Genomic DNA, 12848 nt, shown 5'->3' with positions numbered 1-12848 from the left:
GCACTGTTATTCGCCTCTGTTCTTCTTGACGATGACGTCGGCGATACTCGCGGGCGCCTCGGCATACTTGGTGAACTCCATCGAATAGCTGGCCCGTCCCTGGGTCATCGAACGCATGTCGGTGGAGTAGCCGAACATCTCTCCCAATGGCACCTCGGCACGGATCACCTTGCCGGCCGGGGTTTCGTCCGAGCCCTGGATCATGCCGCGCCGGCGACTCAGGTCGCCCATGATGTCGCCCAGGTACTCCTCGGGTGTCACCACCTCGACCTTCATCACCGGCTCCAGTAGCACCGCGCCGCCTTTCTGAGCCAGTTGCTTGGTGGCCATGGACGCGGCGATCTTGAAGGCATTCTCGTTGGAGTCGACGTCGTGGTAAGAGCCATCGAACACGGCGGCCTTCAGGCCAATCAAGGGGTAGCCGGCGAGCACGCCGTTCTGCATCTGTTCCTCGATGCCTTTCTGGATCGCCGGGATGTACTCGCGCGGGATCACCCCGCCGACGATCTCGTTGATGAACTCCAGGCCCTCCTTGCCTTCCTCGCCGGGTGTGAAGCGGATCCAGCAATGGCCATACTGGCCGCGTCCACCGGACTGACGGACGAACTTGCCTTCGATCTCGCAGGTGTTGCGGATCTTTTCTCGGTAGGCGACCTGCGGTTTGCCGATATTGGCCTCGACGCTGAACTCACGCTTCATGCGGTCGACAATGATGTCCAGATGCAACTCGCCCATGCCTGAGATGATGGTCTGGCCGGTCTCCTCATCGGTCTTGACCCGGAACGACGGGTCCTCTTGGGCCAGCTTGCCCAGGGCGATGCCCATTTTTTCCTGGTCGGCCTTGGTCTTGGGCTCCACGGCCACGGAGATCACCGGGTCGGGGAAGTCCATGCGTTCGAGGATGATCGGTTTGTTCAGGTCGCAGAGGGTGTCGCCGGTAGTGACGTCCTTCATGCCGATTAGCGCGGCGATGTCGCCGGCGCAGACGTTCTTGATCTCTGCCCGTTGGTTGGCGTGCATCTGCACCATGCGCCCGACCCGTTCCTTCTTGCCCTTAACCGAGTTGAGCACCGCATCGCCGGAGCTGAGCACGCCGGAGTAGACCCGGGCGAAGGTCAGGGTGCCGACGAACGGATCAGTGGCGATCTTGAAGGCCAGGGCGGAGAACGGCTCGTTATCGTCGGCGTGGCGCTCCAGATGTTTTTCCTCGTCGTCCGGGTCGGTGCCATTGATCGCCGGAATCTCGCTGGGGGCGGGCAGGTAGTCGACCACCGCGTCGAGCATCAGTGGCACGCCCTTGTTCTTGAAAGACGAACCGAGAATGGTCGGCACGATCTCGTTGGCCAGGGTGCGCTGGCGCAGACCAGCCTTGATCTCGTCGATGGAAAGCTCCTCGCCCTCGAGGAACTTCATGGTCAGCTCGTCGTTGGCCTCGGCGGCGGCTTCGACCATGTGTGCGCGCCATTCCTGAGCCAGTGGCAGCAGGTCGGCGGGGATTTCTTCCTCACGGTAGCTGGTGCCTTGGTCTGCCTCGTTCCAGTAGATGGCTTTCATCTTTACCAGATCGATCTGGCCGGCGAAGTTTTCCTCGCTACCGATCGCCAGTTGGATCGGCACCGGGTGATGTCCCAGGCGCTGATCGATCTGTTTGACCACGCGCAGGAAGTCGGCGCCCTGGCGGTCCATCTTGTTGATGTAGGCCAGGCGCGGCACATGATATTTGTTGGCCTGGCGCCAGACGGTCTCGGACTGCGGCTCGACCCCGTCGGCACCACTGAATACCACCACCGCGCCATCGAGCACGCGCAGCGAGCGTTCCACCTCGATGGTGAAGTCGACGTGCCCGGGGGTATCGATGATGTTGAAGCGGTACTTGTCGGCAAACTGGTTGGCCGAGCCCTGCCAGAAGGCGGTGGTCGCCGCGGAGGTGATGGTGATGCCGCGCTCTTGCTCCTGGGCCATCCAGTCCATGGTCGCCGCGCCGTCATGCACCTCGCCCATCTTGTGATTGACGCCGGTGTAGAACAGGATGCGTTCGGTGGTGGTGGTCTTGCCGGCATCCACGTGAGCGACGATGCCGATGTTGCGGTACAGCTCAATAGGGGTTGTGCGGGCCATGGTCTGTCACCTGTGGGTGAGCGGGTATTCCCAAGGTAGCAGAACGGGATGATCCTGCTTTGGCGATGGTGTGAAAAATCTGCGGTTGTCAAAGCGCCGAGTGCTGCCGCCTAATCGTGGGCTTGCCCTGTTATCTGCATGGAGTATGCCTCATGGCCCTGGACGTACCGCTGGAGACCTGGTGCCGGCAGCACCCGCTGATCGCCGACCTGGTGCGGCATGCGCCGGTCACCTGGTTCAACCCGGCCCTGGCACCGGCCGGAACGGCGCTGGCGGATGTGCCGCTGGACGCCAGCGATATCGCCCAGGCCAGCGCCCGTCTGGCGCGTTTCGCGCCGTTCATCGCTTCGGCCTTTGCGCAAACGGCGGCGGACGGGGGCTTGATCGAGTCACCGCTGATGCCGGTGCCGAAGTTGCAGGCCGCTCTGTTTGAGGAACTCGGCATCGAGCCCAGTGGCGCCCTCTGGCTCAAGGCTGACAACCTGCTGCCCATCTCCGGCTCGATCAAGGCCCGTGGCGGTATCTACGAGGTACTCAAGCATGCCGAGGACCTGGCCCTGGCCGGCGGCCTGCTGCAGGTCGGCGACGACTATGGCGTGCTGGACAGCGACAAGGCGCGGGCCTTCTTTGGCCAATACAGCATTGCCGTCGGCTCGACCGGCAACCTTGGCCTGTCGATTGGCATCATGGGCGCTCGCCTGGGGTTCAGGACCACGGTGCACATGTCTGCCGATGCCCGGCAATGGAAGAAGGAGCGCCTGCGTGCTTGTGGTGTCGAGGTGCGCGAATACAGTGCCGACTACAGCGTCGCCGTGGCCCAGGGCAGGCACGAGGCTGACGCCGACCCACGTTGCCACTTCGTCGATGACGAGAATTCCACCGACCTGTTCCTTGGTTACGCCGTGGCGGCGCAGCGCCTGCGCGATCAGTTGGCGCAAGCGGGCGTCCAAGTGGATGCCGAGCATCCATTGTTCGTCTACCTGCCCTGTGGTGTCGGCGGCGGGCCGGGTGGCGTGGCCTTCGGCTTGAAGCAGGTATTCGGCGATGCGGTACATTGCCTGTTCGCCGAGCCGAGCCATTCGCCTTGCATGTTGCTGGGGGTTTATACCGGGCTGCATGAACAGGTCTCGGTCTACGACTTCGGCCTGGACAACCAGACCGCCGCCGACGGCCTGGCCGTAGGGCGTCCTTCCGGTTTCGTTGGCCGTGCCTTGCAGCGCTTGATCGATGGCTACTACACCGTCAGCGATGCTGAGCTGTTCCGCCTGCTGGCGCTGGCCCACAACCTCGAGGGACTGGAGTTGGAACCCTCGGCCCTGGCCGGCGTGCCGGGCATGGGCCGGGTACTGTTAGAGGCACAAGGCTATCGGCAGCGCCTGGGGTTGGACGGGCAGCGGATGGCCAGGGCCACCCACCTGGTTTGGGCGACCGGCGGCAGCATGGTGCCAAAGGACGAAATGGACGCCTACCTGGAGAAGGGCCGTGCAGTTTTGCACGGCCGCTAGATCTCAGTCGGCCAGCGCCTGCAACTGCCACTGCCCTTCGACTTCCCGGGCCAGGCCGCTGGCTGGGAGCAGGGCCAGCAAGCGTTCGTGCAGGGACGCGTCGGTGAAGGTCTTGATGGTGGTCAGGTCGAGTTCGCCGACCGTATTCAGTTCGGCTTTGGTGTACGACAGCCAGGCCTTCTTCAGCACCAGCAACACATCGCTGCCGGCGGTGTTGGCAAAGCGCCGGTGTACTTGGCGGCCTTCCAGGGCGAAGCTATGGCGGTGGGTGTAGCCGCTTTCGTCGCCGCCGCTTTCCAGGCAACGGTTGCAACGGCAGGGCCCGTCGCCGAAAGCGTTGCGCAGGTAGGTGTTGAAATCTACCACCGGCTTGAGGTTCAGGCGTTTGTCGACCTCGAACAGGTCTGCGATCAGGGGTTCTTCGGCGCTCACTCGGGATCCTCGTGTCGTGTCGCTTTTACTGGCGGGCACCATACCAGCCGGGGCGGGGGATAGCCATGCGTGTGACGGCTGGGAGGAGGGCCTGAAGGTGATGAGGTGCCTGCGTTGGCCCATTCGCGGCATGCCTGGAGTCCTGGGGCGCTCTTGAGATCCCGCGCCGCCCACGCGCGGCATCGCGAGCTGACGCTCGCTCCTACTTCGAGGCTGCAACACCAGAAAAGCCTGAGGCGATGGAATCTCTACTCGTCGAAGACGCTTTCGTGACATACCCTAGGCGCCCCTGGCGCTACCGGGCGCCGATCTACCCTGTCGTTGGAGTCAATGTATGTACCAGTACACAGCCACCGTAACCGTCAGCGCCGAGGAGCGAGGCGGCGAGGTCGAGGCGGTCGAGAACACTGCCGTGCGCATCGGCCTGGAAGCGGTGACCGAGTCGCTGAAGAAGGTGCACTTCGTCGGCAGCCTGGCCGCACCGGACGGCGCGACCCATATCTGCGTAACCCTGGAGAACGGCCTGACCTACTACGGCCCGATCGTCAATGGTCATGCCGAACTCGAAGGCGGCTGGATCGCCTTCGAATGCGACATGCTCACGCCTCAGGAACTGGGGCTCTAACTCAGCTCAAGCCGCCCAGGCAGCCTTCGAGGATGTCCAGGCCTTCTTCCAGCACCTCGGGCTCGATGGTCAGGGGAGCCAGCAGGCGGATGATGTGCCGCGCCTTGCCGCTGGGCATCAGCAGCAGGCCGGCGGCACGCGCCGTTTGCAGCAGTTGCGCCAGTTGTGCCGGCGCCGGGCTGCCATCGGCATTGATCAGCTCGATGCCGCGCATGGCGCCGGTGCCGGTCAAACGGCCGAGCCAGGGCGACAGGTTGTTGGCCTTCCAGCGTTCGTAGCGGCTGACGATGGCCTGTTCCTGGCGTTCGCCCCAGGTGGCCAGGTTCCCATCGCTCATCTGCGCCAGGCTGGCCAGGGCCGCGGCACAAGCGATCGGGTTGCCCGAGTAGGTGCCGCCCAGGCCGCCCTTGGGCAGGCTGGCGAGCAGGTCCCGGCGCCCGACCACTGCGCCCAGCGGCATGCCGCCGGCAATGCTCTTGCCCAGCAGCAACAGGTCCGGTTCGATCCCCAGTCGCGAGAACGCGAAGCGCTGACCGGTGCGGCCGAAACCCGACTGGATTTCGTCGATGATGACCAGGATCCCGTGCTCGTCGCAGAAGCGCCGCAGGACCTGGGCGAAGGCTGGCTCCAAGGCGAGAAAGCCGCCTTCGCCTTGCACGGGTTCGAAGATGAATGCCGCCACGTCCTCCACCGCGATCTCGACGCTGAACAGACGCTCCATGGCTTTGAGCGCCTGCTCGGTGGTAACGCCGGTGTCCGGGCTGGGGTAGGGCAGGTGGTACACCGGTCCAGGCAGCTCGCCCACCCGTTGCTTGTAGGGCGCGACCTTGCCGTTGAGGTTGAGCGTGGCCAGCGTGCGGCCATGGAAGCCGCCGTCGAAGGCGATGATGGCGCGCTTGCCGGTGGCGCCACGGGTGATCTTGAGGGCGTTCTCCGCTGCCTCCGCGCCGCTGTTGGTGAGCATGCCCGCCAAGGGGTAGCTGACCGGTACGAATTGTTCCAGACGCTGCATTAGGTTCAGGTAGGGCTCATGTGGCGCGGCATTGAAGGCGTAGTGGGTCAGGCGGGTGGACTGGGTCTGGATCGCCTCGACTACGGCCGGGTTGCAATGGCCTAGATTAAGTACGCCAATACCGCCGACAAAGTCGATATAACGTTTGCCATCGTTATCCCAGACTTCGGCATTACGGCCATGGGAAAGTGTAATTGGGTGAACGATGGCAATGGATTGGCTGATACTTTCCTGATTCATCTGCACGCGGCCCTTGTTTGCGTTTCTTATTATCCAAGCGCGCCGGGGCAACATTCCGCAAACGAATTATCGGATTGCAATCATTCCTGCAATTCTGGAAGTTGGGCCCTCAACGCTCAAAGCGCTCTCGGCCACCCGCTCGCGGATCCATTGGACGAAGGCGCGCACCTTGGGCACTTCGGCGGCGTGCTCGGCATGGGCGATGAAGTGCGAACCATCGCTGGGCACCGGGTAATCCCAGGCCACCGCCAGCTTGCCTTCAGCCAACTCCTCGGCCACCAGGTAACGCGGGATCAGGGCGATGCCACAGCCGGAAATGGCCGCGCGGATGCACAGGTAGAAGGTGTCGAAACGCGGCCCGTGGTAGCTGTTCTGGCTGTGCAGGCCTTGGCCGAGAAACCATTCATGCCAGGCTTCCGGGCGTGACGCGCACTGCAGCAAACGGTGTTCGGTGAGAGCCTCGGCGCTGTCGAAACGATACCTGGCCAACAGATCGGGGGCACACACCGGCACCACCTCTTCCTTGAACAGCTCGATGCAGGTCGCCCCGGGCCAGGTGCCCTGGCCGAAGAAAAAGGCGATATCGGCCTTGGCCCGCACCAGGTCAAAGGGTTCCAGCTCGTTGCGAATATCCAGGTGGATGCGCGGATGGCGCTCGCCGAAGCCCTTGAGGTTCGGCACCAGCCAGCGCGCGCCGAAGGTCGGCTGGGTGGCGATGCGCAGCACCTCGGTTTCGTCGCCATAGCTGAGGATGTAGCGGCTGGACATGTCGATCTGGGTGAGGATTTTGTTCACTTCGGTGAGGTACAGGGCCCCGGCCGGGGTCAGGTGCAGGCGTCGGCGGATGCGCTGGAACAGCGGGTGCGACAGCATGTCCTCGAGCTGGGCCACCTGTTTGCTGACAGCGCTCTGGGTCAGGTGCAGCTCTTGGGCGGCACGGGTGAAACTCAGGTGGCGGGCGGCCGCCTCGAAACACTGCAGGGCGGTGGTCGAGGGCATCAGGCGTTTGGACATAGGGGGCGTGCACCGGGCAAAAAAGGAAGAAGGTCATTCCGTTAAGGAATCATGTGCTTCGAAAAGGTCGTTTGTTAGCCTTGCCCCTATAGATTAATACTGACCTGCATCAGTGATTACAACCCGCTGTCGATGTAGGAGAAGAACAAGATGGCCGATGACCTGCTCAAACGCTTGGGTGTGTCCGAAAGTGGCGCTGGGAATTGTGTTCGACGGCTTGGGTAACTTGCCGAATGGCAGCTGTTGCTGCTGCGGTGCGGTCCATCGCGATACAAGGCCGCTCCCGCTAGAAACATGCCTATCTCAGAAGCGCTACCGCACCTCTCTGAAATAACAAGAACATAGTTGCACAGACTTACAAGAAACCTGCTCCAACTCAGCCGCGTGCACTGCGGCCGACCCACTTGAGGGTTCACCATGGCATCGCTACAACAAAAGAAACAGCGTTCGCTGCAACACGGCCTGACGTCCCGTCAGGTATCCATGATTTCCATTGCCGGCATCATTGGTGCTGGCCTGTTCATCGGTTCTTCCAACGCCATCGCCACCGCCGGCCCGGCCATCCTGATCTCCTATGCGATGACAGGACTGCTGGTGTTGCTGGTGATGCGCATGCTCGGGGAAATGGCCATCGCCAACCCCAACAGCGGCTCCTTCTCCACCTACGCCACCGAGGCCATCGGGCCTTGGGCGGGCTTTACCATCGGTTGGTTGTACTGGTGGTTCTGGGTGCTGATCATTCCGGTCGAGGCTATCGCCGGCGCGGATATCCTGCATGCCTATTTCCCTGGTGTGCCGTCCTGGCTGTTCGCCTTCTTGATCATGATCGTGCTGTCGTGCACTAACCTGATCAGCGTGAAGAACTTCGGTGAGTTCGAGTACTGGTTCGCCTTGATCAAGGTCATCGCCATCCTCGGCTTCATCGTGGTCTGTAGCCTGGCGGTGTTCGGCTTCTGGCCCCTGGCCGAGACCTCTGGCGTCAGCCAGCTATGGGCCAATGGCGGCTTCATGCCCAACGGTTTTGGCACCGTGCTCGGGGGCGTGCTGATCACCATCTTCTCGTTCTTCGGTGCCGAGATCGTCACCATTGCCGCCGACGAGACCTCCAACCCGAAAGACAAGATCCGCCGCGCCACCAACCTGGTGGTGTACCGCATCGCCATCTTCTACCTGGCCTCGATCTTCCTGGTGGTATCGCTGGTGGCCTGGAACGACCCTGGCCTGAAAGCCGTCGGCTCGTTCCAGCGGGTGCTGGAAGTGCTCAATGTGCCGGGGGCCAAGCTGATGGTCGACCTGGTGGTGCTGGTGGCGGTGACCAGTTGCATGAACTCCGGCCTGTACACCGCCTCGCGCATGCTCTATTCGCTGGGTGCGCGGGGCGAGGCGCCGGCCATGATCAAGCGCATATCCGGTAATGGTGTGCCGACGGTGGCCGTGGTTCTGTCGACCCTGGCGGGCTTTGCCGGCTGCTTCGTCAACTATGTGTTTCCCGGCAAGGTGTTCGGCTTCCTGCTCTCGACCACGGGCGCCATCGCCCTGCTGGTGTACCTGGTGATCGCCGTGTCGCAGCTGCGCATGCGGGCCCGGGCTGACCGTGAAGGCACCGAGCTTGCGCTGAAGATGTGGCTGTTCCCGTGGCTGACCTGGCTGGTCATTGGCCTGATCCTCATGGTCCTGGGCTACATGCTGTTCAGCGATGCCTATCGTTACGAAACCCTGATGACCGCCGGTGTGACCCTGGCTATCCTGCTGATCTCCCTGACCCGCCGACGGGGTGGGATTGCCCCGGCGAATGCCGCCGTGGCCAGCGGGGAAGGTGCCTGACAGCGCCTGGCTGCACCCGAGCCCATGGCCTTGCCATGGGCTTTTTCATTGGCGCGGTGTGGGCGCGGCGCTACCCTAGTGACCTTTTCCAATACTGACAATTACAGGAATTCCATGAACGACCAAGTACTTTCCCTCCAGGAGTTGGCCGCTCCGGACGGTATCTGCTACGGCTGCGGTTGCTCCCACCCCAGCGGCTTGCATGTCCAGAGCCACTGGGACACCGACGGCATTCACGTACTGTGCCGTCATTCTCCCGACGGCGATTTCACCGGCTGGCCTGGGCTGGTGTACGGAGGCTTGCTGGCGATGCTGGTCGATTGCCATTCCAACTGGACGGCCATGGCCTACCACTACCGCGCCGAGGGCCGCGAGCCAGGTAGCTTGCCGTGTATCGACTGCGTCACCGGGCAACTCAGCCTGAGCTACCTCAAGCCCACGCCCATGGGCGTCGAACTGCTGCTCAAGGCGCGGGTCGAAGGCGAGGTCGGGCGCAAGAGCCGGGTGATCTGCGAGGTCTGGGCCGGCGACGTGCTGACCGTGACGGCGGACTCGGTGTTCGTACGAGTGGACACCGAGAAACTCAAGCTCAAAGCCCATGGACAAGCCTGAAGAGGACAATGATGACTGATCTCAGCGCATTCCTGATTACCCGCAAATGGCCGGCGCGTCACCCTGAGCGCCTGCAACTGTATTCGCTGCCCACGCCTAACGGCGTCAAGGTTTCGATCATGCTCGAGGAGACCGGGCTGCCCTACGAGGCGCACAGGGTCAGCTTCGACAGCAACGACCAGATGAGTCCGGAGTTCATCTCCCTAAGCGCCAACAACAAGATCCCGGCGATCCTCGACCCGAGCGGCCCCAGTGGTGAGCCGCTGCCGTTGTTCGAGTCTGGGGCGATCCTCCAGTACCTGGCCGACAAGACCGGACAACTGCTGAGCCAGGACCCAGCCCAGCGTTACCAGACGATCCAGTGGCTGATGTTCCAGATGGGCGGCATCGGCCCGATGTTCGGCCAGCTCGGTTTCTTCAACAAGTTCGCTGGCAAGGACTATGAAGACAAGCGTCCGCGTGACCGCTACGTGGCCGAGTCGCGGCGCCTGCTGGGCGTGCTCGATCGGCACTTGGAAGGGCGTGAGTGGATCATGGACGCCTACAGCATCGCCGACATCGCCACCTTCCCCTGGGTGCGCAACCTGGTGGGCTTCTATGAGGCCGGGGAGCTGGTGGGTTTCGACGACTTCAAGAACGTTCAGCGGGTGCTGTCGAAATTCCTTGAGCGGCCGGCGGTGCAGCGGGGCTTGAAGATCCCGGAATGAGGTTGTCCCTGTAGGTGCGGCGAACCACCGCCCCTACAGGTGATGCGTACACTCAGAAGACCAGGTTCAGCAGCCAGTAGAGACTCCCCGCCAGCAACATCGCTGCCGGCAAGGTCAGCACCCAGGCCATCAGCAGGTTGAGCAGGGTGCGCTTCTGGATTCCCGAGCCATTGGCGACCATGCTCCCGGCCACCCCCGACGACAGCACATGGGTGGTCGACACCGGCAATCCGTACATGTCCGCGGCCGCGATGGTGCACATGGCTACCACTTCCGCCGAGGCGCCCTGGGCGTAGCTCAGGTGGGTCTTGCCGATCTTCTCGCCTACCGTGACCACGATGCGCCGCCAGCCGACCATGGTGCCCAGGCCCAGGGCGATGGCCACGGCGACCTTGACCCACAGCGGGATGTAGCGGGTGGCGTCGTCCAGTTGTTTCTTGAACAACTGCAGGTGATCGCGGGTATCGGTGTCAAAGTCCACCAGCGGCTGCTTGTCTAGCAGGCGGATGGCTTCGCTGGTCAGGTACATGTCGTTGCGCACGTTGGCCATGGCCTCGGCCGGCACCCGGTTGAGCGAGCCATAGCCTTTGACCTCGCTGCCGATCATGCCGGTCAGTGCTGCCAGGGCAGGGACCAGTTCAGGGTTGGCCTTGGGCTCGGCGATGAAGGCGGTGAGGGTCTGGCGCGGATCGGCCGTTGCCGGCTGCGGCGCGCTGCGCACCAGCGCCTCGCGGGTTGCTTCGGCGACGGCGGAGAATTGCAGCGCCTGCTCGCTGGGCATGGTCTTGTTCAGGGCATAGGCCATGGGCAAGGTGCCGACCAGGATCAGCATGATCAGGCCCATGCCTTTCTGCCCGTCGTTGGAGCCGTGGGCGAAGGACACGCCTGTACAGGTAAGGATCAGCAGGCTGCGGATCCACCAGGGCGGCGGCTGTTTGCCCACCGGCGCCTGGTACAACTCCGGGCGCTTGACCAACTGACGCAGGGCCAGCAGCAACAGCGCGGCGCAGGCGAAGCCGATCAGCGGCGAGAACAGCAAGGCATAGCCGACCTTGCTTGCCTGGGTCCAGTCCACGCCACTGGTGCCGTCGCGGCCGTGCATCAGTGCGTTGGCCACGCCGACGCCGATGATCGAGCCGATCAGCGTATGCGAGGAAGAGGCCGGTAGGCCCAGCCACCAGGTGCCCAGGTTCCAGATGATCGCCGCCAGCAGCAAGGCGAAGACCATGGCGAAGCCCGCCGAGGAGCCGACCTGGAGGATCAGCTCCACCGGCAGCAAGGCAATGATGCCGAAGGCCACCGCGCCGCTGGACAGCAGCACGCCGAGGAAATTGCAGCAACCGGACCAGACCACCGCCACGGGGGCCGGCAATGAGTGGGTGTAGATCACCGTGGCCACAGCATTGGCGGTGTCGTGGAAGCCGTTGACGAACTCGAAGCCCAGGGCGATCAGCAGGGCCAGCCCCAGCAACAGAAAGGGGGCCCAGGTGGTGACCACTGTACCGCTGGCATTGACATCTTGGGTCAGGCTCCAGGCGGTGTAGCCGAGTCCGGCCAGGAGCAGGCCGTAGAACAGGGTGAGCGTGGCACGGCCGGGTTTGTGGGAAAGCTGCGGGCGGGCGTCGAGGTGGGGCAGGTTAGCCAGTGACGGGGTTGCCATGAGGGCTCCGGTTGCTTCAGGTGGGGGTGCCTCAGGCCGCCAGCATAAAAACTCCCTGTGACGGAAACGTGACCTCGGTCAATGAAAGTCCTAGGCTGGAAGGGAAAGGATGCCGCAGGAGCCCGCCATGATCCGTTGCAAGCGCGTGTACGACCCCGTCGACCAAGCGGATGGCCAGCGGGTGCTGGTCGACCGGCTGTGGCCGCGCAACAAGCGCAAGGATGAGCTGCATGGCGAGTGGATGCGCGACGTGGCGCCGTCCAATGGGCTGCGCCAGGCTTTCCACAAGGGCGAGGTGGATTTTGCTGAATTTGCCAAACGCTACCGCCAGGAGCTGTCCGCCCATCCGGAGTACTGGTGGCCGCTGTTGGGCCTGGCAAGCAAGGGCACCTTGACGCTGCTCTATGCCGGCAAGGACACCGAGCACAACAATGCCCAGGTGCTGGCCGGGTGGCTGGAAGACGAGCTGGACCGGCAGGGGCCGAGGAGCTCGCCAGTGTGCTATGCCGGGGAACTGAAGCATGAGCCGTGATCGCTTTTCCCAGAGGGGCTTATCGCCTTGCAGCGCCAGCAGATAGAACGTCTTGAATCAGGAAACCATGGCAATGCCTCTCGCCCTGACCCCCGCCACCGACCAGTACCGTACCTTCGCCCGCGACCTGACCCGGCAGGCAATGTTGCCGTATTACCGTGAGTTCGACCTGTTGTGGATCGAGGAAGCTTTCGACGAGGCCTGGGGCTGGCGCGAGCAGTGGCTGGTGGTGGAAGAGGATGAGGTCCTGGGCTTTTGCAGCCTCAGCCAGGACCGCCAGGCCCTGTTCATCCGCGAGCTGCACCTGGTGCCCGGGCAGCGTGGGCGCGGTGTGGGCAGTTGGGTGCTGGAGGAACTGGCCAGTTGGGCTGCCCAGCGGGGTTTGCCGCTGCTGCGCCTGATGGTGTTCAAGAGCAACCCGGCGCGGGCCCTGTACCGGCGTCGGGGCTTTGTCGAGATAGGGGAGGACGAATGCTTCGTGCGCATGCAGCGCACTATCAGCTAGCGCTGCGCGGGCGACTGATCGAGCAGGCTGTGCAGGAGGTGATGACGCGCCTTGTGTGGTCA

The 12848-nt window shown here is 63.3% G+C and carries 12 protein-coding genes; 7 read left to right on the top strand and 5 right to left on the bottom strand.

The annotated features are described in order from the left end of the window. Nucleotides 1-6: 6 nt before the first annotated feature. On the bottom strand, nt 7-2118 hold the full coding sequence (gene fusA / locus ACYU03_RS16685; RefSeq protein ID WP_461885746.1) for an elongation factor G: 2112 nt from the start codon (nt 2116-2118) through the stop codon (nt 7-9). 152 nt (nt 2119-2270) lie between these two features. Here fusA and ACYU03_RS16680 point away from each other — a divergent pair, with 152 nt between their 5' ends. Next, the gene (locus ACYU03_RS16680) at nt 2271-3623 is read left to right on the top strand and encodes a D-serine ammonia-lyase (RefSeq protein WP_461885745.1); all 1353 of its coding nucleotides are present in this window, start codon (nt 2271-2273) and stop codon (nt 3621-3623) included. A 3-nt stretch (nt 3624-3626) separates the two neighbouring features. Here ACYU03_RS16680 and ACYU03_RS16675 read toward each other — a convergent pair whose 3' ends face one another. After that, a complete protein-coding gene (locus ACYU03_RS16675; protein ID WP_461885744.1) occupies nt 3627-4055 on the bottom strand; it encodes a hypothetical protein in 429 nt (142 codons plus the stop codon). Between the two features lie 334 nt (nt 4056-4389). Between ACYU03_RS16675 and ACYU03_RS16670 the strand changes: the two genes are divergently transcribed. After that, nucleotides 4390-4680: a hypothetical protein gene (locus tag ACYU03_RS16670; RefSeq protein WP_461885743.1), complete on the top strand. Its 291-nt coding sequence runs from the start codon at nt 4390-4392 to the stop codon at nt 4678-4680. 1 nt (nt 4681) lies between these two features. Here ACYU03_RS16670 and ACYU03_RS16665 read toward each other — a convergent pair whose 3' ends face one another. Continuing rightward, nucleotides 4682-5932 carry a 2-aminoadipate transaminase gene (locus ACYU03_RS16665; protein ID WP_461885742.1) on the bottom strand — a complete coding sequence of 417 codons (1251 nt, stop codon included), beginning with the start codon at nt 5930-5932 and terminating at the stop codon, nt 4682-4684. A gap of 66 nt (nt 5933-5998) precedes the next feature. Next, nucleotides 5999-6946, bottom strand: a complete 948-nt coding sequence (gene gcvA, locus ACYU03_RS16660; protein WP_461885741.1) for a transcriptional regulator GcvA — start codon at nt 6944-6946, stop codon at nt 5999-6001. 417 nt (nt 6947-7363) lie between these two features. On the opposite strand from gcvA, the gene ACYU03_RS16655 reads away from it, so the two are divergent. The 3 genes from ACYU03_RS16655 to ACYU03_RS16645 all read left to right on the top strand — a co-directional run bounded on the left by ACYU03_RS16655 (nt 7364) and on the right by ACYU03_RS16645 (nt 10089). Beyond that, the gene (locus ACYU03_RS16655; protein WP_461885740.1) at nt 7364-8770 is read left to right on the top strand and encodes an amino acid permease; all 1407 of its coding nucleotides are present in this window, start codon (nt 7364-7366) and stop codon (nt 8768-8770) included. Between the two features lie 114 nt (nt 8771-8884). Next, the gene (locus ACYU03_RS16650) at nt 8885-9382 is read left to right on the top strand and encodes a PaaI family thioesterase (RefSeq protein WP_461885739.1); all 498 of its coding nucleotides are present in this window, start codon (nt 8885-8887) and stop codon (nt 9380-9382) included. An 11-nt stretch (nt 9383-9393) separates the two neighbouring features. Beyond that, the gene (locus ACYU03_RS16645; RefSeq protein ID WP_461885738.1) at nt 9394-10089 is read left to right on the top strand and encodes a glutathione S-transferase N-terminal domain-containing protein; all 696 of its coding nucleotides are present in this window, start codon (nt 9394-9396) and stop codon (nt 10087-10089) included. A 52-nt stretch (nt 10090-10141) separates the two neighbouring features. Here the strand turns inward: ACYU03_RS16645 and ACYU03_RS16640 are convergent, their stop codons facing one another. Further along, complete coding sequence (locus ACYU03_RS16640; protein WP_461885737.1) at nt 10142-11749, bottom strand: inorganic phosphate transporter; 1608 nt, start codon at nt 11747-11749, stop codon at nt 10142-10144. Nucleotides 11750-11876: 127 nt separating this feature from the next. On the opposite strand from ACYU03_RS16640, the gene ACYU03_RS16635 reads away from it, so the two are divergent. Both ACYU03_RS16635 and ACYU03_RS16630 read left to right on the top strand, forming a co-directional pair. After that, complete coding sequence (locus ACYU03_RS16635; protein ID WP_461885736.1) at nt 11877-12281, top strand: DUF488 domain-containing protein; 405 nt, start codon at nt 11877-11879, stop codon at nt 12279-12281. 73 nt (nt 12282-12354) lie between these two features. Beyond that, a complete protein-coding gene (locus ACYU03_RS16630; protein ID WP_461885735.1) occupies nt 12355-12786 on the top strand; it encodes a GNAT family N-acetyltransferase in 432 nt (143 codons plus the stop codon). Nucleotides 12787-12848: the final 62 nt, after the last annotated feature.

Source organism: Pseudomonas sp. X10 (assembly GCF_054889225.1).
The sequence above is the reverse complement of the archived record's forward strand: the minus strand, read 5'-3'. Positions and strand labels throughout refer to the sequence as shown.